This is a genomic window from Faecalibacterium hattorii (assembly GCF_003287455.1).
In the GTDB taxonomy this organism is placed as follows: domain Bacteria; phylum Bacillota; class Clostridia; order Oscillospirales; family Ruminococcaceae; genus Faecalibacterium; species Faecalibacterium hattorii.
Genome location: NZ_PRLC01000001.1, coordinates 63,984 through 86,807, shown reverse-complemented (window position 1 = coordinate 86,807; position 22,824 = coordinate 63,984). Strand labels below are relative to the sequence as shown.

General features: G+C 48.7%; 44 protein-coding genes and 1 tRNA gene. All 45 read left to right on the top strand.

Annotated elements, in window-relative coordinates:
• The first annotated feature begins 49 nt into the window (after positions 1–49).
• The 45 genes from C4N23_RS00525 (at position 50) to C4N23_RS13745 (ending at position 22,803) form a co-directional block, all read left to right on the top strand.
• On the top strand, positions 50–412 hold the full coding sequence (locus tag C4N23_RS00525; RefSeq protein WP_112143301.1) for a hypothetical protein: 363 nt from the start codon (positions 50–52) through the stop codon (positions 410–412).
• 57 nt (positions 413–469) lie between these two features.
• The gene (locus C4N23_RS13915; protein ID WP_181567047.1) at positions 470–607 is read left to right on the top strand and encodes a hypothetical protein; all 138 of its coding nucleotides are present in this window, start codon (positions 470–472) and stop codon (positions 605–607) included.
• Positions 608–754: 147 nt separating this feature from the next.
• On the top strand, positions 755–940 hold the full coding sequence (locus tag C4N23_RS00520) for a hypothetical protein (RefSeq protein WP_112143299.1): 186 nt from the start codon (positions 755–757) through the stop codon (positions 938–940).
• A 53-nt stretch (positions 941–993) separates the two neighbouring features.
• Positions 994–1,063 (top strand) — tRNA-OTHER (locus C4N23_RS00515).
• Positions 1,064–1,091: 28 nt separating this feature from the next.
• Positions 1,092–1,316, top strand: a complete 225-nt coding sequence (locus C4N23_RS00510) for a hypothetical protein (RefSeq protein ID WP_112143297.1) — start codon at positions 1,092–1,094, stop codon at positions 1,314–1,316.
• A 65-nt stretch (positions 1,317–1,381) separates the two neighbouring features.
• The gene (locus C4N23_RS13765; RefSeq protein WP_146746461.1) at positions 1,382–1,603 is read left to right on the top strand and encodes a hypothetical protein; all 222 of its coding nucleotides are present in this window, start codon (positions 1,382–1,384) and stop codon (positions 1,601–1,603) included.
• A gap of 68 nt (positions 1,604–1,671) precedes the next feature.
• Entirely contained in the window at positions 1,672–2,535 is an 864-nt protein-coding gene (locus C4N23_RS00505; RefSeq protein WP_112143295.1) for a DUF6353 family protein, read from the top strand.
• A 21-nt stretch (positions 2,536–2,556) separates the two neighbouring features.
• A complete protein-coding gene (locus tag C4N23_RS13910) occupies positions 2,557–2,721 on the top strand; it encodes a hypothetical protein (RefSeq protein WP_181567046.1) in 165 nt (54 codons plus the stop codon).
• A gap of 67 nt (positions 2,722–2,788) precedes the next feature.
• Positions 2,789–3,013, top strand: a complete 225-nt coding sequence (locus C4N23_RS00500) for a hypothetical protein (RefSeq protein ID WP_112143293.1) — start codon at positions 2,789–2,791, stop codon at positions 3,011–3,013.
• A 62-nt stretch (positions 3,014–3,075) separates the two neighbouring features.
• Positions 3,076–3,858 (top strand): DUF6353 family protein, encoded by a 783-nt coding sequence (locus C4N23_RS00495; RefSeq protein WP_112143291.1) that lies wholly within the window; start codon positions 3,076–3,078, stop codon positions 3,856–3,858.
• Positions 3,859–3,956: 98 nt separating this feature from the next.
• Positions 3,957–4,286, top strand: coding sequence for a hypothetical protein (locus tag C4N23_RS00490; RefSeq protein WP_112143289.1), 330 nt, complete (start codon positions 3,957–3,959; stop codon positions 4,284–4,286).
• A 69-nt stretch (positions 4,287–4,355) separates the two neighbouring features.
• Positions 4,356–4,967 (top strand): hypothetical protein, encoded by a 612-nt coding sequence (locus C4N23_RS00485; RefSeq protein WP_112143287.1) that lies wholly within the window; start codon positions 4,356–4,358, stop codon positions 4,965–4,967.
• 19 nt (positions 4,968–4,986) lie between these two features.
• Entirely contained in the window at positions 4,987–5,973 is a 987-nt protein-coding gene (locus tag C4N23_RS00480; RefSeq protein WP_112143285.1) for a DUF6353 family protein, read from the top strand.
• Positions 5,974–6,109: 136 nt separating this feature from the next.
• Positions 6,110–6,277: a histidine kinase gene (locus C4N23_RS00475; protein ID WP_112143283.1), complete on the top strand. Its 168-nt coding sequence runs from the start codon at positions 6,110–6,112 to the stop codon at positions 6,275–6,277.
• Complete coding sequence (locus C4N23_RS00470; protein ID WP_112143281.1) at positions 6,258–6,794, top strand: hypothetical protein; 537 nt, start codon at positions 6,258–6,260, stop codon at positions 6,792–6,794. Before C4N23_RS00475 ends, C4N23_RS00470 begins: the two co-directional genes overlap by 20 nt.
• Positions 6,791–7,342: a hypothetical protein gene (locus C4N23_RS00465; RefSeq protein WP_112143279.1), complete on the top strand. Its 552-nt coding sequence runs from the start codon at positions 6,791–6,793 to the stop codon at positions 7,340–7,342. Before C4N23_RS00470 ends, C4N23_RS00465 begins: the two co-directional genes overlap by 4 nt.
• A 156-nt stretch (positions 7,343–7,498) precedes the next feature.
• A complete protein-coding gene (locus tag C4N23_RS00460; RefSeq protein WP_112143277.1) occupies positions 7,499–7,807 on the top strand; it encodes a hypothetical protein in 309 nt (102 codons plus the stop codon).
• Between the two features lie 35 nt (positions 7,808–7,842).
• Positions 7,843–11,847, top strand: a complete 4,005-nt coding sequence (locus C4N23_RS00455; protein WP_112143275.1) for a DUF5906 domain-containing protein — start codon at positions 7,843–7,845, stop codon at positions 11,845–11,847.
• A gap of 6 nt (positions 11,848–11,853) precedes the next feature.
• A complete protein-coding gene (locus tag C4N23_RS00450; RefSeq protein ID WP_112143273.1) occupies positions 11,854–12,339 on the top strand; it encodes a hypothetical protein in 486 nt (161 codons plus the stop codon).
• Positions 12,340–12,363: 24 nt separating this feature from the next.
• Entirely contained in the window at positions 12,364–12,903 is a 540-nt protein-coding gene (locus C4N23_RS00445; protein WP_112143271.1) for a hypothetical protein, read from the top strand.
• Positions 12,904–13,034: 131 nt separating this feature from the next.
• Positions 13,035–13,442, top strand: coding sequence for a DUF3846 domain-containing protein (locus C4N23_RS00440; RefSeq protein ID WP_181567045.1), 408 nt, complete (start codon positions 13,035–13,037; stop codon positions 13,440–13,442).
• 135 nt (positions 13,443–13,577) lie between these two features.
• Entirely contained in the window at positions 13,578–13,799 is a 222-nt protein-coding gene (locus C4N23_RS00435; protein ID WP_112143267.1) for a hypothetical protein, read from the top strand.
• A complete protein-coding gene (locus C4N23_RS00430) occupies positions 13,765–13,956 on the top strand; it encodes a hypothetical protein (protein ID WP_112143265.1) in 192 nt (63 codons plus the stop codon). The genes C4N23_RS00435 and C4N23_RS00430 overlap by 35 nt, the downstream gene beginning before the upstream one ends.
• Positions 13,956–15,179, top strand: a complete 1,224-nt coding sequence (locus C4N23_RS00425) for a DEAD/DEAH box helicase family protein (protein ID WP_425349557.1) — start codon at positions 13,956–13,958, stop codon at positions 15,177–15,179. The genes C4N23_RS00430 and C4N23_RS00425 overlap by 1 nt, the downstream gene beginning before the upstream one ends.
• A complete protein-coding gene (locus tag C4N23_RS00420; RefSeq protein WP_112143263.1) occupies positions 15,169–15,378 on the top strand; it encodes a hypothetical protein in 210 nt (69 codons plus the stop codon). The genes C4N23_RS00425 and C4N23_RS00420 overlap by 11 nt, the downstream gene beginning before the upstream one ends.
• The gene (locus C4N23_RS00415) at positions 15,375–15,608 is read left to right on the top strand and encodes a hypothetical protein (RefSeq protein WP_146746460.1); all 234 of its coding nucleotides are present in this window, start codon (positions 15,375–15,377) and stop codon (positions 15,606–15,608) included. Before C4N23_RS00420 ends, C4N23_RS00415 begins: the two co-directional genes overlap by 4 nt.
• Positions 15,605–15,901 carry a hypothetical protein gene (locus C4N23_RS00410; protein ID WP_112143259.1) on the top strand — a complete coding sequence of 99 codons (297 nt, stop codon included), beginning with the start codon at positions 15,605–15,607 and terminating at the stop codon, positions 15,899–15,901. The genes C4N23_RS00415 and C4N23_RS00410 overlap by 4 nt, the downstream gene beginning before the upstream one ends.
• Positions 15,901–16,257 (top strand): hypothetical protein, encoded by a 357-nt coding sequence (locus C4N23_RS00405; RefSeq protein ID WP_112143257.1) that lies wholly within the window; start codon positions 15,901–15,903, stop codon positions 16,255–16,257. Before C4N23_RS00410 ends, C4N23_RS00405 begins: the two co-directional genes overlap by 1 nt.
• Positions 16,239–16,772, top strand: coding sequence for a dATP/dGTP diphosphohydrolase domain-containing protein (locus C4N23_RS13905; RefSeq protein ID WP_181567044.1), 534 nt, complete (start codon positions 16,239–16,241; stop codon positions 16,770–16,772). The genes C4N23_RS00405 and C4N23_RS13905 overlap by 19 nt, the downstream gene beginning before the upstream one ends.
• A complete protein-coding gene (locus tag C4N23_RS13900) occupies positions 16,765–16,926 on the top strand; it encodes a hypothetical protein (RefSeq protein ID WP_181567043.1) in 162 nt (53 codons plus the stop codon). The genes C4N23_RS13905 and C4N23_RS13900 overlap by 8 nt, the downstream gene beginning before the upstream one ends.
• Before the next feature lie 26 nt (positions 16,927–16,952).
• Positions 16,953–17,138, top strand: a complete 186-nt coding sequence (locus C4N23_RS13760) for a hypothetical protein (protein ID WP_146746459.1) — start codon at positions 16,953–16,955, stop codon at positions 17,136–17,138.
• A gap of 99 nt (positions 17,139–17,237) precedes the next feature.
• Positions 17,238–17,513: a hypothetical protein gene (locus C4N23_RS00395; RefSeq protein WP_112143255.1), complete on the top strand. Its 276-nt coding sequence runs from the start codon at positions 17,238–17,240 to the stop codon at positions 17,511–17,513.
• Positions 17,514–17,574: 61 nt separating this feature from the next.
• The gene (locus C4N23_RS00390) at positions 17,575–17,802 is read left to right on the top strand and encodes a hypothetical protein (protein ID WP_112143253.1); all 228 of its coding nucleotides are present in this window, start codon (positions 17,575–17,577) and stop codon (positions 17,800–17,802) included.
• A gap of 203 nt (positions 17,803–18,005) precedes the next feature.
• On the top strand, positions 18,006–18,335 hold the full coding sequence (locus C4N23_RS00385) for a hypothetical protein (RefSeq protein WP_181567042.1): 330 nt from the start codon (positions 18,006–18,008) through the stop codon (positions 18,333–18,335).
• Positions 18,316–18,597, top strand: coding sequence for a hypothetical protein (locus tag C4N23_RS00380; protein ID WP_112143249.1), 282 nt, complete (start codon positions 18,316–18,318; stop codon positions 18,595–18,597). The genes C4N23_RS00385 and C4N23_RS00380 overlap by 20 nt, the downstream gene beginning before the upstream one ends.
• Positions 18,594–18,794: a hypothetical protein gene (locus C4N23_RS13755; RefSeq protein WP_146746458.1), complete on the top strand. Its 201-nt coding sequence runs from the start codon at positions 18,594–18,596 to the stop codon at positions 18,792–18,794. Before C4N23_RS00380 ends, C4N23_RS13755 begins: the two co-directional genes overlap by 4 nt.
• 140 nt (positions 18,795–18,934) lie before the next feature.
• A complete protein-coding gene (locus C4N23_RS13750) occupies positions 18,935–19,330 on the top strand; it encodes a hypothetical protein (RefSeq protein WP_146746457.1) in 396 nt (131 codons plus the stop codon).
• 68 nt (positions 19,331–19,398) lie between these two features.
• A complete protein-coding gene (locus C4N23_RS13895; RefSeq protein WP_181567041.1) occupies positions 19,399–19,581 on the top strand; it encodes a hypothetical protein in 183 nt (60 codons plus the stop codon).
• Positions 19,582–19,583: 2 nt separating this feature from the next.
• The gene (locus tag C4N23_RS13890; protein ID WP_112143243.1) at positions 19,584–19,763 is read left to right on the top strand and encodes a hypothetical protein; all 180 of its coding nucleotides are present in this window, start codon (positions 19,584–19,586) and stop codon (positions 19,761–19,763) included.
• A 207-nt stretch (positions 19,764–19,970) separates the two neighbouring features.
• Positions 19,971–20,678: an FAD-dependent thymidylate synthase gene (gene thyX / locus C4N23_RS00355; RefSeq protein WP_112143239.1), complete on the top strand. Its 708-nt coding sequence runs from the start codon at positions 19,971–19,973 to the stop codon at positions 20,676–20,678.
• Positions 20,679–20,680: 2 nt separating this feature from the next.
• Positions 20,681–21,025, top strand: coding sequence for a hypothetical protein (locus C4N23_RS00350; RefSeq protein ID WP_112143237.1), 345 nt, complete (start codon positions 20,681–20,683; stop codon positions 21,023–21,025).
• Positions 21,006–21,347 carry a hypothetical protein gene (locus C4N23_RS00345; protein ID WP_112143235.1) on the top strand — a complete coding sequence of 114 codons (342 nt, stop codon included), beginning with the start codon at positions 21,006–21,008 and terminating at the stop codon, positions 21,345–21,347. Before C4N23_RS00350 ends, C4N23_RS00345 begins: the two co-directional genes overlap by 20 nt.
• Positions 21,340–21,624, top strand: coding sequence for a hypothetical protein (locus tag C4N23_RS00340; protein WP_112143233.1), 285 nt, complete (start codon positions 21,340–21,342; stop codon positions 21,622–21,624). The genes C4N23_RS00345 and C4N23_RS00340 overlap by 8 nt, the downstream gene beginning before the upstream one ends.
• Before the next feature lie 103 nt (positions 21,625–21,727).
• The gene (locus tag C4N23_RS00335) at positions 21,728–22,045 is read left to right on the top strand and encodes a hypothetical protein (protein WP_112143231.1); all 318 of its coding nucleotides are present in this window, start codon (positions 21,728–21,730) and stop codon (positions 22,043–22,045) included.
• 332 nt (positions 22,046–22,377) lie between these two features.
• Positions 22,378–22,803 (top strand): hypothetical protein, encoded by a 426-nt coding sequence (locus C4N23_RS13745; protein ID WP_146746456.1) that lies wholly within the window; start codon positions 22,378–22,380, stop codon positions 22,801–22,803.
• Positions 22,804–22,824: the final 21 nt, after the last annotated feature.

Here is a 22,824-nt window from a genome sequence, read left to right as displayed (position 1 = left end):
GGAACCGAGGAGGGTTCGTGGCGAAAGCTGCGGGCTCTCTTTATTTTTTATGCGATATCATGAAATGCCGCCCCGCGAATGGACGAGCTACTACGGAAGTGTCTACCGCTGCAATCATCCGGTGTACCGTGTATGCACGCTGTACCGGGAGGGTTCGAAAGGACTATGTGTCATCCAACAGCGGTACAATGAGAAGACAAAAGCAACGTACTGGAGTGCCATCGACCCTTGGCTGACCGACAAAATTTATCTGCGAAATGGCTTCAAGGAATACTTTGACAGTCACGCCAAGCGGAGAAATCAAAATGGAGAATATCCGACTGTGACCGTCCGACAGATCATGTGGGCCCTGCGCATGAAGCCCATCAAACGGGAACGGTGGGAGACTGTGTTTGACAGGAGTTTGATCTAGGCGCGAAAAATTCTCCGTGCTTTATGGGATAAAGGCCCAAGAAAAGGAGAATGTAATATGAACGAATCTATTTTTAAGAAAATTTGGAATTATTCGATTACGGTTGGGCAGATGATTATGACAGCAATTGCAATGGCGATTGTAACCGTTATTGTATGGCTGTTGTGTCGGGCATTCCGGCCGTCGAAAGACTGATATTTGACGATAGACCGGTTGAACACAACTTGAGTTGGGCCGTCCCGGAGAAGAGCTGATGCGAAAGCATGGGCTCTTTCTTTTCGGCGCGAAAAATACAGCTTCTATTATGGAGGTAAGAGGGCTTACATTGAAAGGAGAAAAACTATGATGAAAGCTATTAAGAACTTTATGAACAAACCTTGGACTTGGGGTACTTATTTTAAGTGCTGCGGAGTTGGTGCGGGATTGTCGTCGGCAATCCTTGGTGCATTTGCAGCATGGGCAAAGTGGAACGAGAAGAAGGCATTGAAAGAGATGCAAGAGAGCAATCTGGAAGAGGACAATATCTGAAAGATCACGCCCTCTTATCTTTTTCAGACGCGAAAATTTCAGTTGCCTTTATGGAGGAGATAGCTCAATTGGTAGAGCGCCACTTTCGGGTGGAGGTTATGGGTTCTAGGCCCATTCTCTTTTTCATTTATATTTTTGGAGGTACTACATCATGGAGGACATTATGCTGATCCGGTCGAGTTTTCTGCGCCGCATCATCTCGCAGATCATCAATAAGATGCTGAAAAAGCAATTTCCCGGTGTTGAGCTGGAGCTGAAGGATGCACAGGCGAATTGGTCTGAAAAGGAGCAGAAAATGAAGGTGCATCTGGAGCTGGACGCCGAGGTGACCAAGGCACAGCTCGTAGATATTTTGAAGAAGAATCATGTGATCTGACGCGAAAAAATCTCGATGCTTTATGAGATGATTAGTCTCGGAATTATATTTTGGAGGTATAACTTATGAAAAAAGCATTGAAGATTGGAGCGATTGGGCTTCTTGGATGTGGAGCATTGGTATATGGAGGAGTATGCGGATATGTATGCGCATGGAAAGAACTTTTTGATAGGGGAAACTATGTTGGCGCAGACGCGTTGCTCTATGTAGCAAAGTGCACGTTTAGGGATGTTCCAAGATGGCTGATTGAAAATGCAGTGAAATACTACACCAAATCTAAGAGCTAATTGTAAAGGCGAGAGCTTACGAGAAATCGTAGGCTCTTTAATTTTTTTCAAAATGGAGGTTGAACATCATGAAACTGACGAAAGCATGCGCGAGATTCTTACGTAAGCACGGCGGGACTATTCTGGCGGTGGCGGCATCGGTGGGTGTTGTGGCTACAGCCATTGAGACTGGCCGGGCAACCACGAAGGCGAAGCATCTGCTCGAAGTGGACGAAGCCTTGCGAAAATACAACGAAGATGAACAGGGCATTGTGGAGGAGCCACCGACAAAGAAGCAAATCGTTCTGGTATGCTGGAAGGCCTACGTACCGGCAGTGATTCTGGGCGGTGGCACCATTGCGTGCATTCTGGGTTCCAACGCGCTGAACAAGAAGCAGCTCGCAAGCCTGACCGCGGCATATATGGCGCTGGGAAGGACGTGTCAGACCTACCGGGCGCAGGTGCGGCGAACCATTGGCGATCAACAGGAAGATGAGATCTTCGAGACTGCCAAATCCATCGAGATGGCGGAAAAAGATCAGACAGTCAAGAATGCCGCAACCGAAAAGCTGCTTTGCTATGACCCTATCGGAAAAAGATATTTTCATGCAACGGAAGCTGAGCTTCTGACGGCGTTCTATGAAGCAAACCGCGACTTCAATGTCAATGGCTATATTGCACTGAATGACGTATACGGATACCTTAATCTTGACTTCATTCCGGAACTGAACGGTCGGGGCTGGAGCATCGACTACATGAACGAAATGTGGGACAATTGTTGGATCGATTTCAGCTATGCAAAGCAACAAACAGATGACGGTCTGGAAGTATATTATGTCACTGCCTTTGAGGAGCCAATCGAGGATTATTTGAATTTTGATCCGTACGAAGGGTTAGCAGAGAGCGTTACAAAAAGCACGATCGAAAAACTGAAAAATGATTTACCATTCTGAGAGCAAAGGAGACTGATATTTATGAAACATATCAACTGGTGGAAGGTGGCATCCGTGGCCATGATGGCCGCAAGCGCTATTCTGGGCTTCGGGCATGACCTGATCGAGGACCAGCGCAGCGAAGAGGAACTGCAAGACATGGTGCAGGAAGAAGTGCGCCGTCAGCTTGCGGAAAAGAACCTGTAAACGCGAAAATTTCAGTCTCCCTTATGGAAGAGATATCCAAACTGACAAACAAAGGAGATTGATATTTATGTACAACCATGATTATTATGCAACTCTGGATCAGGCAATGGTGAAGCTGCTGAAGCACACTGCACTGAACGGACTGCGGACACTGAACGCGATCGCAATGTACCTGTTCATGCAGCCGACCAGACTGTGCGAATATATCCGTTACCGGATCCAACTGGAGCGTGATTATCAGCGTGAAACAGAAATTCGCTTCGAGAATTTGAAGCAGCACGGACATATCTGAAAGGCGAGAGCTTACGAGAAATCGTAGGCTCTTTCTTTTTATAAATTTTTGGAGGTACGAACATGAACCTGAAGACATTTGCAAAGGCTGCGCGGAGAAGCGTGAGCCGGAACGCATCCAAGATTCTGGGTGGTCTGGCCATTACCGGCGGCATCACGGCCGTTTATTTTGCAGTGACGGCCACCCCGAAGGCCATGATCCTGCTGGATGAGAAAAAGAAGGAGCTTGGCGTCGAAAAACTGGACGTGAAAACCATCGTCAAGACGGCGGGCCCGGTTTATATTCCGACGGCGGTGAGCATGAGCCTGAGCGCAGCGTGCACGATTGGAGCCATCCATGTGGATGAGCGCCGGAACGCTGCACTGGCGGCGGCGTGCACGCTGGCAGAGAGCAGCCTCAAGACCTATCAGGACAAGATCGTGGAGACCATTGGCAAAGAGAAAGAACAAGAGATTCGCGAGGCGGTGACACTCGACAAGATGGCCAAGTGCCCGGAACCGACTGTCGTTCCCACCGCAAAAGGACTCAAGGAGACTGATATTTCCTATGACCAGCGCGTGAAATGCTGGGAAAGCCTGTCCGGGAAGTACATCTGGACGACCAAGAATGCGCTGGAGCGAGCCCTCAACGGCGCAAACAAGCAGCTCCTCAGTGATCTTCGGGTGACAGAGAACGACCTCTATGATTATCTGGGCATGGAGCACAATCGGAACGGTGATCTGCTGGGCTGGGATACCGAAACGACACTTGGGATCGAGACGTTCTATTCCTCGAAGCTGGATGAGGAAGGAATGCCCTGCTTGGTGCTGGATTATTCCACTCCGCCGAAGTGGCTGGGGTATTGATATTTTCGATACCCCGTGCAGACGCGAAAAATTCATCTTCCTTTATGGAGGTAATACTCCGACATTATGAACTTTAATAAAAGAAAGAGGTAACAAAAATGGACGAAATGAATAATGTGACTATGGAGAACGAGACTTCTGTGGAGGTCGCTCCTGTTGAGAGCGTTGTTCCTGCTGAGGCAGAGAACCCTGCTTATAACAACGACTGCGAAAGCAGCTCCGGGGTTGACTTTGGCACGATTGTCAAGGTTGGCACTGGTGTGGTGCTTGGCGTTGCCGTTGGCGTGAAGTATGGCGTTCCGCTGGTAAAGAAGGGATTTAAGCACATCAAGGAGAAGATTGCAAGCAAGAAGGCAAAGAAGGACGAGGTCATTGATGTCGAGTCGAAAGATGTGACTTCTGACGAGGAAACTTGTGAAGAAAAGTAATGTTTGACGAAGCGAGAGCTTACGAGAAATCGTAGGCTCTTACTTTTTTATTTTTGAAAGGGGTAGACCATGGCACAAGTAGATATGCCGAAGTCCAGCATCGGCCAGAAGCCGGAGCAGCCGAAGAAAAAGTTTGAGAAGGTCGTGAAAGGCAAAGTGATCGTGAAGGAGCAGAATGACATCCAGAAGATCGCAAACGAATTTCTTGCCGAAGACCTCAAAACAGTGAAAGACCGCATCATCGTGGATTATCTGCTGCCGATGCTCAAAAACGGGCTGTGCAGCGTGGTGAATTCTGCCATCAGCATTGCGCTGTTCGGCGATGACCGTTCCCGCAATGGGGCAACAAATTACAGTGGCCGCACCCAGCGCAACAGCTACGACGGCTACTATCAGGGAAGCCAGAATGCCCGGCAGGGAAATCCGAACCGTCCGCCGCAGAGGAGCTTGCAGAATCTGGACTTTGAGTTCCGCGGCGATGCAGACGACACGCTGGTTCAGATGTACGACGCGATCCGTCGCTACGGTCAGGTATCTGTGGGCGACCTGTGGGATCTGATGGGCGTTTCCAATGACTCGACGGACTACAATTACGGCTGGTATGGGCTCGATCAGGCCTACATCAAGGGCATTGCCGGTGGATACCGCCTTGTCCTGCCTCGCCCTACGCCGCTGCACTAATAGAAAGGAATGATATTTTATGAAGTTTCTGAAGAGCATCAAGAAAGATGAGATCATCGAAAAAGTGAGCCGTACCGCATACAAGTATGGCCACAAGCTGAAAAAGGCAAGCCCGACCATCATGATCGTGGGCGCTGCCATTGGCGGCGTAACCGCGACGGTTCTGGCCTGCAAGGCGACCATCAAGGCACAGGATATTCTCGCTGAGCACAACGCAACGGTAGAGAGCATTCACGCTGCGCAAGACCAGATCAAAAACGGTGAGCTCCAGCTGGACGAAGGCGAGAGCTACACCGAGAAGGAGTTTAAGCAGGACATCACCACGGCCTACATCCAGACCGGTCTGAAGCTGGCCAAGGTCTACGCGCCTGCGGTCGGGCTGGGTGCAGCGTCTCTCGGCTGCATGTTCGGTTCCCACCACATCATGACTCGTCGCAATGCAAGCCTGACGGCGGCATATATCGCGCTGGATCAGGCATTCAACGAATACAAGACCCGCGTTGGAGACCGCTTTGGCAGCCGTGTACAGGAAGAGCTGGAGCACAACATCAAGGCTGTGGAGATCGAGAACAAGAGCACCAACGAGCAGGGCGTCGAGGAGACCATCAAGGAGTACAAGGATGTTGCCATGCAGCACACGAACCCGTACACCTGCATCTTTGATGAGACGGTGGACACGTGGCAGCCGGACAACCAGTTGAACCGGAACTACCTGTTTCTGATGGAGCAGAGCGCCAACAAGCGTCTGCGGATGCAGGGGCATCTGTTCCTGAATGAGGTTCTGGCAACGATCGGCACCCACGGGGGCGTGTCCATGAAGACCCCGGAAGGGCAGATCGTAGGCTGGATCTATGACCCGAACGACCCCACCAAGCAGAACCATGTGGACTTCGGCGTCACGAACTATGTGGACGGCGATGAAGCACTGAACAGTTTCATCAGTGGGCACGAGCGCTCGGTGATGCTGCGCTTCAACTGCGACGGCCCGATCATCGACAAGATCTGAGACCGATATTTATTGATATTTTCAGGAGGGAATCGCTATGACCAGATACGCTAAGAAGCTTTCTTATCTGTTTGCTGCCATGGCCGGAGTGTGCTTCGTCTCTGGTCTGGCAGTCCTTTCGGAGTGAGGTAACACGATGGACAGTTTGGAAAACGCATTCCTGTTTCTGGACTATCTGACCGATACCAAGCGCAAACGTCACATGGTGGGAGGCATTCTGATGAGTGTCTCCCTTTTCTTTGGCGGCTTGGCATTTACTATGATGACCATCAAAGGAGAAGACAATGAACAAGACCCTTCATGATATTCTGATTTTCGCTGCTGGATTTGGAGCGGGTGCCTTCGTGATGCACCATTTCTTCCAGAAAAAGTACGAGACCTACTATGGGGAAAAGTACGAGGCGGAGCACGAGAATCTGCGGCAGAAAGAGGCCGACATGGACAAGACCATTGAAGAGCGGGCGACCCAGAAGAGCTTTGAACAGCTGGCAGGAAAGTACCGTACGGAATCTGACCCGGAAGATATCGTGGAGCATGCCCCCATCGAGATCATCGAGCCGGATCAGTTCGGAGAAGATGATGAGTACGAGACCTGCTTCCTGTCTTATTATGCAGATGGCAAGCTGGTCTACGACGGGGAAGCGGAGCCTTTGGACGAAGAGGACGTCCAGAAGACCGTCGGTACCGAGGCGTTGACGCACATCGGTGAATTCATGCCGAGCGCCATTCATGTCCGCAACCACAACTACCACAAGGATTATGAGATCATGCAGGTACGGCAGAACTGGTCGGATATTGATCCGAATGAGGAGGACGAATGATTTTAACAAAGATGACGGAGCAGTATTATGACTGGCTCTACAAGATCGTATGCGGGGAATGGGAGCCGCGGAACCTGTCGTTTCACCGGCTGCTGATGTTCCTGTACAACCGCCGTTATATTCCGGCCTGTGAGATGGACGTCTGCCGCGCAACGGATGGCATCAACCTGCGCTACCGATTTGCCACCGAGAATGATATTCCATATGCACAGGTCATGGACACGTTTAACGGCGTGCCGTGCAGCCTTCTGGAAATGATGGTGGCGCTCGCGCTGCGCATCGAAGAGCACATTATGGAAGACGCGGCGGCCGGGAACCGCGTCGGGCAGTGGTTCTGGAACATGGTGGTCAGCCTTGGGTTGGCCGCGATGGACGACAACCGCTTCAGCGAGGAACGCGCTGTATCTATCATCAACCGCTTTGATCACAGAGACTACCAGCCGAATGGTGCCGGTGGTCTGTTTACGCTTTCCCATCCGACCGAAGACATGCGCCAGCTTGATATTTGGTATCAGCTGATGGCGTATCTGAATGAGAACGAGTTTTGATGACATATGAATCAAAAATCTGCATCCCTATGGAAGGATTCGTTGAGAAGATACTCGACGATTCCCATGCGATGCTGCGAATCACGGCGTGTCGAGACGAGAATAACATTGGTCGGCTGATTCTGGCTGACCCGAATTACTGGAGGAAAATTGACAATGGAACTGACTGATATTTTGATCGACCTGAGCAACAGCAAGGCTGCACTGGTGGCTGCGAACAACACCATCCGCCGCCTGAACGGCAAGTGCATGCGGAAGAATCTCGTCATTGCGGGCCTCGTCTGGTTTGGCCTGACTGCTTGCAAGATGCTCGGTGAGAGCGAAAAGAAGCGCAAGGAAGCAGAAGACCGGGCACGGAATGCAGAAGCGGGCTGCGCCAAAGCGGAGGCTCAGCTTTGGGAAGACCAGAACAAGAAAGATATTTGCTGCGATGGTAAGGCCCGCATCGACAAAAAAGAAGTCTGAGACAGATTTCATAGAAAGGAGGAAGTCAGTTACCGATGATTGATTTCCTGATGATCGCGACGCGGATGGGAAAACGCAACACGATCGAAATTTACCCGAAGTTCATCATCAAAAAGTCCAAAGACTTGATGATCCGGGGCTCAGACTTCTATGCGATCTGGTTGGAAGAGCGCGGCCTTTGGAGCACGGAAGAGCAGGACGCCCTTCAGCTCATTGACCGGGAGCTTGATATTTATGTGCAGGAGCACAAGCAACTGCTCAACGACAGCTATCGGGTACTCCATATGTGGGATGCCGAGTCCGGCATGATCGACAACTGGCACAAATACTGCCAGCGACAGATGCGGGACAACTATCACACCCTCGATGACACATTGATATTTGCAAACACCCCGGTCAAGAAGGACAGCTATGCGTCCAAGCGGCTGCCGTATCCGTTGGAGGAAGGGGATATCAGCGCTTATGACGAGCTCATTGGTACCTTATATTCTCCGGAAGAGCGAGAGAAGATCGAATGGGCTATCGGTGCCATCGTCAATGGTGACTCGAAAAAGATCCAGAAGTTCCTCGTTCTGTATGGCCCGCCCGGAAGCGGCAAGTCCACTGTGCTGAACATCGTGGAGAAGCTGTTCGAGGGGTACTGCGGCACCTTCGACTCGAAGGCGCTGGGGTCATCCTCCAATGCGTTTGCGCTGGAAGCGTTCAAATCGAACCCGTTGATCGCGATCCAGCACGACGGTGATCTGTCGCATATCGAGGACAACACCCGGCTGAACTCGCTCGTTTCCCACGAGACGATGATGGTAAACGAGAAATTCCGGAGCGCTTATGCGAACCAGTTCAAGTGTTTCCTGTTTCTGGGCACCAACAAGCCGGTCAAGATCACCGATGCAAAGTCGGGTCTGATCCGACGGCTCGTTGATGTGAACCCCAGCGGCGAAAAGATCCCGGCGAAAAAGTACCTTGACCTTGTAGAAAAGGTGAACTTTGAGCTGGGCGGCATCGCATGGCATTGCAAACAGGTATACGATGAGAATAAACATTTCTACGACGATTATATTCCGACTCGTATGATGGGCGCATCCAACGATTTCTACAATTTCATGCTGGATTCCTATTATATTTTCAAGAAGGAAAACGGCGTCTCCCTGAAGCGGGCATGGGCCATGTACAACGAATACAATACGGCTGCGAATGTGCCGTATCCGTATTCGCGCCGTGCCTTCCGGGAAGAGCTGATGAACTATTTTGAAGATTACAAGGAGCGGGAAACTGACGTGAACGGCGAGCGGGTGCGCAGCTATTACAGCGGTTTCAAGGCGGAAAAATTCAAGGAATTTGCGGATGCCCCCCTAGGGGGTGAGGAGAAAAAAGACCCCCCACCCTCGTCGTGGATCGAATTCAAAGAGCAGCATTCTCTCTTTAATGATATTTGCAAGGACTGCCCGGCCCAGTATGCGACGGAAAATGGCACGCCCCTGCAAAAGTGGGAGAATATCAGAACCAAGCTGGGAAATCTGGACACTTCGAAACTGCACTACGTGAAGGTTCCGGAGAACCACATTGTGATCGACTTTGATATTCCGGGGCCAGATGGGAAAAAGAGCTTTGAGCGAAACCTCGAAGCTGCATCCAAATGGCCCAAGACATACGCAGAGCTGAGCAAATCCGGTGCAGGGATTCATCTGCATTATATTTATACCGGTGAAGCGGCCAAACTGAGCAGGGTCTACGACGAGAGCATCGAGGTCAAGGTGTTCACGGGAAAATCCTCGCTCCGGAGAAAGTTGTCAGAATGCAATGATATTCCCATTGCCAGCATCAGCAGCGGCCTACCATTGAAGGGAGAAAAAATGGTTGATACAAAGCAGATTCAGGATGAGAGGCATCTGCGCGTTCTCATCAAGAAAGCACTCGCCAAAGAGATCAGCCCCTACACCAAGCCCAGCGTGGACTTCATTGCGCACATCGTGGAAGAAGCCTACGAGGGGAATGTTCCCTATGATATTGATGACATGCGGAACGTGATCCTCGCCTTTGCGGCCAACAGCACCAATCAGGCAGACGCATGCCTCAAAATCGTATCAAAAATACACTTCAAGTCGAAGGATGATGTGGAGCGTGCTGCACCCACCGGCGAAGAAAAGCCATTGATATTTTTCGACTGTGAAGTGTTTCCGAACTTGCTGCTGGTGAACTGGAAGTTTGCCAAGCAGGATAAAGTCTACCGGATGATCAACCCCTCCCCGGCGGAGATCGAAAGTCTGACCAAGTACCGGCTGATCGGCTTCAACAACCGCAAGTACGACAACCACATTCTCTGGGGACGGATGCTGGGGATGTCCAACGAGCAGATCTATGCGCTGTCGAACCAGATCGTCAACCAGCATACGGGGTTCTTCGGAGAAGCGTACAACCTCTCCTACACGGATATTTACGACTTCTCGTCGAAAAAGCAGAGCCTGAAGAAGTTTGAGATCGAGCTGGGCATCCACCATCAGGAGTTGGGACTTCCGTGGGACCAGCCGGTGCCGAAGAGTCTCTGGGACAAGGTTGCCGAGTATTGCGACAACGACGTGGTGGCAACGGAAGCACTGTTCTATTCCAAAGATCGACAGGCGGATTTCGTGGCGCGTGAGATTCTGGCAGACCTTGCGGGGATGACGGTCAACGACACGACCAATAGTCTGACGACTCGAATTATATTTGGACGGGAAAAGCACCCCAAGCTGGTCTATACCGACCTTGCGACGGGAAAATCGGATTCGGTGGTCGAGGTCGAGCCTGATATTTTGACCGACCGAAACATCATCAATGCGTTTCCCGGTTACGAATGGGTGCGCGGAGAGGATGGAAAAATGCACAACATGTTCCGAGGCACAGATCTCGGCATGGGCGGTTATGTCTATGCAGAACCGAACATGTACAGCAATGTTGCGCTGCTGGATGTTGCGTCGCTGCATCCGCACTCCGCCGTCGCCATGAATTACTTTGGCGAGTACACCAAGTACTTCAATGACCTGATGGATGTACGTATCCATGTAAAACATGGCGAGTACGACAAGGCTAAGAAGCTGTTTGACGGCAAACTGGCGAAGTATCTGGAAGATCCCGGTCAGGCAAAAGCACTGGCACAGGCACTGAAGATCGCCATCAACTCGGTCTACGGTCTGACCAGCGCAACTTTTGATAACCCCTTCCGCAACCCCAAGAACGCCAACAATATCGTGGCGCTTCGAGGGGCTTTATTTATGCGCACTTTGCAGGATGAAGTACAACAGCGCGGCTTTACGGTGGCACATATCAAGACGGATTCTATCAAGATTCCTGAAGCTACGCCGGAGATTATCGATTTCTGCATGAACTTTGCGAAAAAGTACGGATACACGTTCGAGCACGAGGCTACCTATGAGAAGATGTGCCTTGTGAACAACGCCGTTTATATTGCAAGGTACATGGACGCGGACCGCTGCAAGGACCAGTATGGGTATATTCCAGAGAAAAATGAGAAGAAAGGGGGCCAATGGACGGCCACGGGCACCCAGTTCCAAGTCCCGTATGTCTTCAAGACACTCTTCTCGAAGGAGCCAATCGTATTCTCTGACCTTTGCGAGACCAAAACCGTGTCGAAAGGTGCTATCTATCTGGACAAGAATGAGGATCTGCCCGCAGGGGAGCACAATTATATTTTTGTGGGCCGCGTTGGTCAGTTCTGCCCGATTAGGCCCGGAAAGGGCGGCGCTCTTCTGGTGCGGGAAGCTGGAATGACCGAAGACGGCGAACGAAAGTACAGTTCGGTCACTGGCGCAAAGGATTACCGCTGGCTGGAAAGCGAGTGCGTTTATTCTCTCCAGATGGAGGATGCGATCAACAAGGGCTATTTCAATAAGGAAGTCAAAGAAGCCGTCGATGAAATTTCGAAGTACGGCGACTTTGAGTGGTTTGCCGCGGACGATTCCGGTGTTTCTCCGTGGACGGCACCCGACTTGCCGTGGAGTGATGCACAGGATGAAGCTGCAAGAAATTTTGATGTGAGGTGATATTTTATGGCATGTAAATTATTCAATTCCAAGGGTGATCTTATCGGGGGCATTGCGCATATTCGCATGCTGTCGGGCGAGTCCACGATGATTATTACGTTAGACACGGGGCATGCACTTCAGTTCAACCCGGATGATATTTACTTGGACAGCAATTGCGATGCCCATATCCGTAAAAGTGGAACAATTCATAGGAGAGCAATCGATTCTTATGATTCTTACTGCTATGCAAATCCGGCAAAAGAAATTTTGGATGATGTGCATGGGCAGATGGCAGCACGTGCCATCAAGAAAGTAATCTTCAACCCTCCGGCCACGGTTGTTTACTGGACGGATGGTACGAAGACAGTCGTGAAGTGCAGCGAGAATGATATTTTCGACCCAGAGAAGGGACTGGCCATGGCTATTGCGAAGCGCAGCGCTGGTAATAATAGCGGCTATTATAAGGAAATCCGTCACTGGATTGAGCAGAGCGGGTTTAAGCAGGCGTAAATCAATAAAAGGAGACTGATATTTATGTACACTAAGCGTCAGAAAGTCAATATTGACGATACCCGTTTCATTTATGCAACCAATTTCTCTGGTGATCCCAGCCGCGACCGCTTTGGTTCGGATAAGCGCCGGGTCAACGTGGTCATTCCTACGCAGGAGCAGGCGGATTATCTGGTATCTCTGGGCGTAAAGGTCAAGCAGACCAAGCCGAACCCGGAGCGTACTTATGATGAGCCGTATGTGCCTACCCTCTACGTGCCGGTCAATGTCAACATGGGTTCCAAGTGGCCGCCGCGCGTTTACTGGATCACGACCGCGGGCAAGCGTCTGCTGTGCGATGCAGATACGGTCGGCCAGCTCGACTTCATCCGTGTCAAGAATGTCTGCCTTCAGGCCAATCTCGTGGAGAAGCGCAACGCTCCGGGCGAATACAGCCTGTATGCGGATGTCATGTATGTGGAGCAGGATGCAGATGCCGACCCGTATGCAGAACGGTATGCACGCTATGCTGCACCGGAAGCAGACATGGCAGAGCCGGATGAACCGAACGATACGCCGTTCTAATCATTGATATTTTCGAGTGCCGGGGTCAGTCCTTGGTTGAATGCTCCAGCCGGTGAGTGCCCACGTCGCAAATGGCGTTCTCAGAGGAAACAGCTCGATTGATATTTATGAACGAGTTGGAGGTTGACATCATGAAACAAATCAAAGTGCTCCGTATCAAAGCGCATTGCTATCCCGAAATCGTTCGGATCCCGTTAAGTCTGGACTCCTTGCAGAAAGAAGTGAGTGGCCCGATTCAAGCAACGTATCCGTGGGACGATCCAGTGGCAATGATCTGCAATGAAGAAGGCAAGCTGCTTGGCTGCTCGATGGATAACTTTAACCGTACGCTTTTGTCTGATGATGGAACGCCGATTGATGTGATCGCAGGAACCTTTCTGATCGTCGGGCTTACGGAAGACGATTTCGGATCGCTGAGTCCCGAACTTCTGGAGAAATATGAGAAGCTGTTCCATCGACCGGAAAAATTTTGGGTAGAAGTGGATGCTTCTGGTCAATCTCATTTGAAAATCGACTACTGTGAGCCGGAAGAGCAATAACTTCAAGCTAGTGTAGAACGGAGAGCCGTGGAGAAATCTGCGGCTCTTTTTATTTGAGTCATCAGCAAGGGCTGTTACGGCAGGTTCGATTCCTGCATGACTCGCAAATGCTCAGAATAAAGGAGATTGATATTTATGGGCAAAGTTTGGAAGATCGATAAACCGTGTGTGGACTGTGGGGTGATGATGTACGACGTCTATCCGGGCAAGAGGTACTGCGACAAATGCCGGAAAGAGCGATTTCTGAAGAAGGCCGAGCCGAAACCGAAGAAGCTTACCCTTCAGGAAATCATGAGAGAAGCCGATAAGGAGGGACTGCAATATGCGTCCTACTGCAAAAAGCACGGACTCTACTAAGAAAGAGTGGAAGGTCTTTACGAAGAACGGCAAAGAGCTTTGGTCGTACACCATTTTGGGCGAAGGCGAGGACGAGCAGGAAGCGACAATTGCACTGCTGGCTTATGAGCAACATTGCAGAAAGTCCGCAATCCATGTGCACAGGGAATGGAGGTAATGAAACTGATGGCAGGAGTAACGCTCTATGACTACCAGTTGGATGCACTCAAACGGATGAAAATTGGATGCATCCTTTGCGGTGGCGTCGGGAGCGGCAAATCAAGAACGAGTCTGGCGTTTTATTATACGTTGTTTGACGGGCAGGTGAACACGGAAAATTACGTTAAGATGACAGAACCACCGGATTTGTACATCATCACGACCGCTCGGAAGCGGGATACTGGCGAATGGGATGAAGAATTGGCCCATTTCTACATGTCTACGGATCCAGAGCATGATATTTATGAGCATACCGTAGTTGTGGATTCATGGAACAACATTGGAAAATATATAGGCGCGAAAAACGCTTTCTTTATATTTGACGAACAGCGCGTTGTTGGCAGCGGTGCATGGGTGAAATCGTTCCTGAAGATCACAAAGGAGAACGAGTGGATTCTGCTGAGTGCAACGCCCGGTGACTGCTGGACGGATTATATTCCGGTGTTTATCGCAAACGGATTCTTCCGGAATCGTACAGAGTTCAATAACCAGCACGTTGTCTATGCCCGCTTCTCAAAATATCCAAAGATTGACCGTTATCTGAACACACAGAGGCTTGTGCGGTTACGGGAGCGGGTACTGGTAGACATGGATTTCGAACGGGCAACGGTTTCGCACCATGAAAACGTCTTTGTGGACTACGATAAACCGAGATATTTGCAAATCTGTCGGAATCGCTGGGACCCTTGGGAGAACAAGCCAATCGAGACAGCCAGCGAGTTCTGCTATCTGCTGCGGAAGCTCGTCAATTCGGATGAGAGCCGCCAGCGGGAAGTGCTGGATATTTGCATGACCCGGCCTAGAGTCATCATCTTCTATAACTTCGACTATGAGCTGGATATTCTGCTGAATCTGGCCTATGACGAAGGCGTGGAAGTAGCACAATGGAACGGGCATAAGCATCAACCGATTCCGGATGGAGAGCGATGGGTCTATCTCGTGCAATATAGCGCCGGGGCAGAAGGCTGGAACTGCATCAAGACGGACACCATTATATTTTACAGTCAGAACTACTCCTACAAGATCATGGAACAGGCGTCTGGGCGTATCGACCGGCTGAATACGCCTTACAAGGATCTCTGGTACTACCATCTGAAGAGTAGGAGCGGTATTGATCTAGCGATTTCGAGAGCGCTGAACTCGAAGAAGGCATTTAACGAAAGGAAATTTTATGGAAAGTAATGATATTCGAGAACTGTTTCCCAAGGAAATCGTAGAAAAAGCCAACAAAGAAATGATTGATTATGCAGTTTCTGACGAGTTGGCGCTAAAAATAATGATTCGCTCCACCAAGGATGCTGCTTTTCAGAATTTCCTTGTAAATTATGTTATTAGCGCGATTGGTAAAATTATTGAAAAGTTGGAGGCGGAAAACGGATGACACTGTTTCATGAAATTTACAAGTGCCGCTTGTGTGGAGAATTATTTGAGCCTATTACGACTGCTAGTGAAAATACGGCAATTGAATCCGTTTCGGGTGCAGCCTATGATGGTAAATGGTATCCGAAAGGCTGTGGAATTGGTGCGCATGTACGTGACGTTCACCATTGCAAAGATGGAAACTTTGGGATAGGAGACTTTCAAGGATTCAAAAAGGAGGAAGACAAATGATTAGAGATTCGGGAGATCGCACGGAGTTTGAAACCGGTGCCAAGCGCGATATTTATGATTTTTTGAGGCTTGCTGCGACGATTTCTGAGAAACTTGCAGATGTCTTAAACGCGATTGCGGAATGCAGCGAGAAAGTGACGGCTTGTTTTATGGACTTGTTTGAAGAAATCAAGAGGCCGCCATTGAAGATGATTCTACAGAAGCTGCGTCCTGACTACAAGGACAAGTGCAAAATCCGGTGGCTGGATATTCCCAACAAGGTTATGCAGGGAAGAATCAGGAGGTTCTGCTAATGGGAAATATTTCAAAGAAAAACAGAAAGAAACTTGTCAAAGTTATCAATGCTAATTGCCATCGTGTAACGCATTTTGGAGAGCACAATGCAATGTTTGTTCCTTATGACAGCAGCCCACTGTCTGCTATTTGGAAATATCTCTGCATCAGAGATGACGGTGCTTTTACAGGTCGTTTCTTGGTTGATCGAAGCGAAAAACATATTCCTTTCAGCGAGAGATACTGTTACATCAATGCTCCAGAACAATTATTTGCTCCAAGAGCGTATATCGAAATCAACAAACAAATTGTCAATAGATTAAAAGAACACAATCAGCTTTATGCTGTTTATTACACATGGAGAAAAAGAAAATGATCAAAGATTCTGGAGATCGCACCGAATTTGAAACCGGTGCAAAGCGTGATATGCACGCAGGGAAGGGGCGGATGGACCTTCTGCCTTGGTACGGCATCATGGAGGTCAGCAAGCACTGCGAGGAGGGTGCATTAAAGTACGGCGAGCACAACGTGGATAAGGGTATCCCGCTGCATTCGCTTCTGGACAGTGCTGCACGACATCTGGCCAAGTACATGGTCGGTATGGACGACGAGGACCACCTGCGTGCTGCCTGCTGGAACCTGCTCTGGGCATTGAACCAGCGGGAGACGCACCCGGAGTTGGATGATAGGTTTGCAATCCAGATAAAAGAAAACAAAAAGTCGATGAAGGATATTACGTGTACATGCGGCAAAGCCTTAACGGATGAGCATGGCCGTGCTTTTCGTGACGTTGAACAAGATATTAACTTACCTATGTTAAGATGGATGCTCCGCTGCCCGGAGTGCAAGAAAGTGACCGTAGTAAATTGGAAGGAGTTCACCAATGAATGACTGGATGCGCGAAGTAGACTATGCGACCTACTGCCCGAAGTGCGAGAACTTCAAGGTGCTGGAGACGGACGAGCCCTGCAACGAGTGCCTGACGGAGTGTGCACGGGAGGGTACTGTGAAACCTCTGAACTTCAAGGAGAAGGCGCGAAAATAACAGGCTCCTTTATGGAGGTGAGATAAATGGCAACAAGAGATTGGAGCAAAGTGGATTGGACCAATAACGAAGGCAATAATCTTATCCGTGCATTTCTTGCAGATCCTGATAATATCATGAATTGCAACCAATGCCCCTATAAGATGAAGCATCCGAGTTGGGACGCACTGCCTTGTGGACAATACCATTGCTGGGTTGAGTTGTCTTGCTAAAGGCGTGAGCCGTGGAGAAATCTGCGGCTCTTTATTTTTGACGCGAAAATAACAGGCTCCTTTATGAGGTAAACTCATATTTGAAAGGAGATACTTATTATGAAAAAAGCGTGGAAAATTGGTATTAGTACTATTGCTGGTATTGTTGGGGCGTGTGTGTTGATTCGTATTCACAATGCAGAGGTTCGCAAAGTATATTGCGAACGCTATGGAAAAGGATATGATGAAGGATATGCACTTGGACTTTATCAAGGAAAGTTGATGGGTGCCAATGACCTGTATATGAATGCTCATAATGGGAGCGAATATTTCAATAATTATATGATTGAAGCTAGGAAAGAATTTGTTGAGGCAAATACAAAACTCAATAAATAAGAGAACTGGGCCATGGAGAAATCTGCGGCTCTTTATTTTTATCATTGAAGGAGATGCTTGTATGCAACGTATGAACATCAAATGTTGCCATTGTGGAGACTATACCCCATTTATCACAGAGGAGAATATTGAAGTCATTCCTCAAGTTAATATCACAAGAACCGACATGGATAGTTTAGGCGATATCGCTGAGGCATTGATGGAATGTGGTTGCTTGGGTGCGTGTGATTTCTTACGCCGGGTTCAGAGTGAAGTGACCAAAATTGTAGAGTATCAGGAGGAACGGTGAACGCTAAATGATATTTGCTGAAGAGGATTTGAACTCTTTGAATGCTATTGCTGGACTATTGGCTTCATTCGGGTGTGATAGTCAGGCTGGCTGTGTGCTTTATATTCAGCATAAAATCGCAAAGGCCATGGAGGCTGACGAAAGGAAATGCAGAAATGAGAAACATGTCTAAGAAAACATGGAAACTCCGGGTTTGGAGTCACATGACCGAGATGCAGAAGCTGGACATTCTGCTGAAGCACGCTAAGGTTCCGCATACTTATGGACGTCGTTGGCCGGAGATGGACAGACCGGACTGTCAAGAGTATCTTCCGGGCGGACGACACGATGGTGGTGAGCAAATCATTGCATATGATGCTGCTGGAAATCGTATCTGGGATGGCATTTGGGGTTGGGGTTCCTATGGCTTTGAGCAGGGGCTTATCGAGGTGATGGGCACGAAGGCACTTGGCCATGATGATGTTGTGGGCTGGCTCACGGCTCGCCAAGTCACAAAGATGTGGAGGTGTAGAAATGCTGCGCAAAATCGTTGAGTTTATCAAGATATTTTGGACGAAACCAATCAAATGGCTTCTCGGAATTAAATCTCCAACAGAAGAATGGGCTCGTTGGTTGGGAATCCCAGAATGTGAAGCTCAAATTGGCGCAATCCATAAATATTGTAACCCTCTACAAGAATTGGAAATTGCTAGGAACCACTTTGAGAACTGCGACCCGGCATTTATCACGGCGGCTATCTTTGAGTTGAACGCTGCGGAAAGCCGTTTGGATGCTGCGAGGAGGTGTGTGGGGTGAAGACATTTTATTATCCGACTTACAAGTGCCGATTTTGCGAGAGGGAATTTAACGATGGGAGTCCCTACTGCAATCCCGAAGATGCGAAGAACAATCTGGCCGGTCTGATGGCGTTCCGCCCAATTCATTATTGCGATGGTGGTCATATTGGCATTGGATATTTTACAGGTCTCGAAAGGGTTGATAAGGATGAATGATGTTTGGGATAAGATTGGCACATTCTTCGGACGTATGCTGGCCCTGACCATGGCTATCTGTGCGTGGCTGCTAATCATTGTGTTCACGCTGAAGCTGATCTGGTTCATTTTGTTCCGGATTCTGGTATGAGGTGAGAGCAATGGATGACGGAAGAGTATCTTATGAGGAAGATGAGGTGACACTGTATGCAGATGATGTTCCGTACTGCTCTGTGAAGAATGTGCATTATCCACTTAGGGTATGGGACGAAGAGCATTGCCATTGGATTACTATTGAGGATTGCAGAACGCTCGAAGACGTTATTTGGCATTTTAATAATGGCGATTGTACTTTATATGAGGCGCGAGCTTGGTGCCTCGTTAATAATGCTCCTCAATATGAGTTTTTAAGGCGAATCTCTGAACCAAGGCCAGAATTCACGGGTGCATATAATACTAGGCCGCAAGAGAAAGAACCGTGGCCATATCGGCTGGTGGCTTTTCTGAATCGCTGTCTTGAAATTCTGATCAATTCGATTTTGGAGGATTTTGTATGAGATGTTGTCCTATGTGCTATTCCAAAGCATATTTGAAGAATACGGGAGCTATTACATGTGGTACGACCATGAAGCTTAATTACGAGATTTCATGTTGTAATTGTGGACTTGGTCCGGATAAAACTGGCACAGTCCTGATGACATACAACGAAAACAGCATGCAGGGAGTAATTGATGACTCAAATCTGAAACAGCTTATCAAAGAGTGGGATTCTATTTTGAGAGACCCTGAGAAAGAAAAGGGAAACTAATTATGAAGCACACGTTTTGGTTTGAATGTACTGATAATGGTGGCGGACATCAGAGTTTTGTGGTCGTAGCAAATGACAAGCAGGAAGCCATCAAGAAGGGCATGGCATTCGCGAAGAAGCATGCTTCGGGTGATATCTGTGGGGATTGGACTTGCAGATTGATATCGGAGTGGACAACATGAACAACGACTTCGGAGCACTTACGATACTTGCCCCTAAATGCCAGAAGTGTCCGAAGGTGGAATCTTGTGACCATAAGCAATTGGCTCATCTCGGATACATTATCCCAATTGAAGATCTTAGCATTGACTTAGTTACCCAAAGAGCTAACGGTAAGAGCCTCAGTCAGCTCGAAATAGTGGATTCACTGATGAAAAGGAGATTTAATTATGAAAATCGTTGAACCTAAGTACGAAATCCTCACTGATATTTCTCAGGACGGCATCAAAGAGCTCCAGCAGATCGAGCGGGTGGCGCGGGTCTGCTACAAGAGCGAGGACAAAATCACGCCGGATGGTGAGTCGGCAAAGAAGCTGGTGGGCTTTCTGGTGAAGCAGGGGCATGAGGCTATGCTGGAGCATTCTCAGCTGTCTGTGCTGTTTACCTGTGACCGTGGCGTGGCTAACGAGCTGGTGCGGCATCGCATTGCTTCTTTTGCACAGGAGAGCACCCGGTACTGCAACTACTCGAAGGAGAAGTTTGGCGGAGAGTTGACGTTTATCTGGCCTTCTTATATTCGTGGCGAGCAGTATTGTGAACTGAACGATAGCGAGGTTACGATCAAGAGTTCGTTCCTTGAAGCCATGACTTATGCCGAAAAGGACTACAAGCTTATGATCGCTAACGGTATGCGTCCCGAACAGGCTCGTTGTGTGCTACCGCTGTGCCTGAAGACCGAGATCGTGGTGACGGCCAATTACCGTGAGTGGCGCAACATCTTCAAGCTGCGTACTCCTGTGGCAGCACATCCTCAGATGCGGGAGCTCATGTGCCCGTTGCTGATGGAGCTTCAGAAGAAGATTCCGGTGGTGTTCGATGATATTTACACGTACTGGCCTGCGGATGACCAGACACGGAAGGGGAGCATGGTGAAGTAACTATGAAAGGAATTGATAAGAAATATATTGACGTGCTGCAACAGTTTGGCTTTCATTTATACACGACCGAAACCGGGTATAAACTGTGCTATAACCCGATAGGTGGAACATTCTCTGCAAATTTTAATGACGAGAATTTTGTAGAGAACCTAATCAACTTTGCAGAGACATTTGATCCGAGTACCTATGCCTCGGTTGAAATCGAGGGCCCCTGCTCAATCAAAGAGCTTGCCGAGACAGTTAAAAGTCTGGAAAAAATTCAGCTTCTCCTCCTGAAAGTAGCTCTTGCATTTGTAAAGATCGATAAAGAAAGCATGGTGAACGAGAATGCAGCAGAAAACGTATGACTTCCTCATCCAGATGCGGGTGCCGGTGATTACCTTCGGCGGCGAGCTCATGGGTGAGGCAATTGAAATCTTCATGGATAAGCTGGCGCATCATCAGTTCGTTTCATTGTCTGATGTCGAATGCACATTGGCAGATAAATTCAATTGCAGCCGCGGTTCGGCGGATCGTCGTTTGCGCAGAGCGATGGAGATGACGGAGTTCCGGGCAGGGGAGTATCCGAATCCCGAACTGGAGAAACTGCGGGTTGAATTCCGCATCGATACATGGTCGGTCAAGAAGTTCCTTTATGCAGCGGCGAGGAGGCTTATGAGTTATGAATAAGAATCGAACAGTGTGCCTGATTTGGTGTACGCTGATGCTGTGCCTGTGCATCTGGTTGTGCGGGTGCTCGAAACGGACGGAGAGCAAGAGCACCACGAGCGACGAGCAGGATTATCACATCGCTATCTATTATCCGAACAGCAGAGACGTGTATTTGGAGGGTGACGGTGAAGTGCTTTGGCTGAAATCTACTGACCAAAAGATTGTGGCTCGGATTGATGATAAGGTTTATGGTGTGAGTTGGAATAATGTCATTGTGGAGTATAAGGTGAAATAGTAATGATATTCGATAAATTGATCATTTGGATTATACCTCCTTAAAATCCTTGACGCTGGTACGTCTCCATGATATTCTTATAGCAAGATGAGGAGGTGCTTTTATGGCACGGACGGTAAAATGCCCTAGCTGCGGTGCTGAACTTACAGCGAAAGACGACAACAGGGACTTTATGTTTTGCGAGTTCTGCGGGACGAAGGTTCGGTTGGATGACTATCGGGAGACGCATCGGTATGTGGATGAAGCACGGATACAAGAGTCCAAGGATGCTATGGAACTCCGGATTAAGGAGATGGAGCAGGAGAGATGGCGAACCGAAGACGCTAACAAAACTGCTGCTACTTATTTCAAGTGGCTTGGAATCGTCATTGTGATTTTGGTCATAGCGTATATAATTTGCATGGGCTTAGGTATCGCTTGATGCCCACTTCAGCCCATTTTAATTTGCCGCTTTTTGTGATGAAACGTCAGAATCTGTCATTTTCGTGGCCAAAAACCCGGTTCGTGGCCAAAAATTTTAGAAAAAATGACCACAAAAAATAACGATAGTTCGTTAAAATTATGCCGTTTGGCCAAAAACCCACTTTTTTCTTTCAGTTAATGAAAAAAATGAAAATTTATATATAGTAATTGGCACTGAAAAACGGGTTTTTGGCCAGCGCTATTTTTGGGGCTTGAAACAGCTGGCCCATAGATGTATCATAGAACCACAGTGTACGAGCGTAACGCTTCTGATTCTACGAGGTAAAGAGTATGGACTACATGGACGAGTTGGCTAAAAACTGGCGGGTACACGACTGTTCTTACGAGGGACGCGATGTTCTTCCAAATGGCGATGAGGTTTGGGTTTACAGCACATTGGAATTGGGTCTACCAGTTCTGTGGGTGAAACATCCGGATGGTTCATTTGAATACCGTGTGATTCATACTCCGGGCTATGATCAACCCACAGGTGAACATTGGTGCTGGGATTGCCATTGCCGAATGGAACAACACGGTGAGCTTTGGGTATGCCCCGAATGCGAGAGCGAAATCGAGGAGAGAGATATAGATATCGCATCTTCCCCAACAGAAGAAGCAAGCTATGCCGATGATTTTGAGCCCGAACCTGAATGGTTAGATGGTTGCTATGAAAACCCGCATGTTCCGCATAATGAACGTGATTTTGATGGGTTCTAAGCACTAATACTCTTAACTGTA